We start from the raw sequence: 401 nt of genomic DNA, 5'->3' as shown, positions 1-401 counted from the left end.
CCACTCCCAGCTCTCGGGTATCTCGAACGGGATCTCGTCCTCGATGCAGACGGGCTCGGACTCGCGGCCCCTGGCGTCCACCCTCTTCTCATAGCGGCGGCCATCGGAACCGGCGAAGATGATCGACTCACCGCCCTTCGGGGCCTTCATCTCCCCCTCGGCCACGAGCTGCCGGCGCTGCCCGCGGATGCGCTCCAGCAGAACGCCGGCGGGCTCGTCTGCGGGGTCCTGCGGCACGAGCCCTCCCTGAACCGCCAGCTGCAGCACCGACTTGCGCAGGCGGCCGGGCAGCGCGGCGTCGAGCTCCTCGCGGGCGTCCTCGAGCTCACCGTACTCCTCGACCAGGGGCATGAGCTCGTTCACCCGCTCGACGATGCGGCGCTGCTCGGCGAGAGGCGGAA

1 pseudogene is annotated in these 401 nt (G+C 70.8%); it reads right to left on the bottom strand.

The window, feature by feature from the left end:
* Positions 1-401 (bottom strand): annotated as a pseudogene (locus tag KTF55_RS09900) (hypothetical protein); the annotation flags it as partial.

Source organism: Collinsella sp. MSK.8.10, from assembly GCF_019041915.1.
Classification (GTDB): domain Bacteria; phylum Actinomycetota; class Coriobacteriia; order Coriobacteriales; family Coriobacteriaceae; genus Collinsella.
The sequence above is the reverse complement of the archived record's forward strand: the minus strand, read 5'-3'. Positions and strand labels throughout refer to the sequence as shown.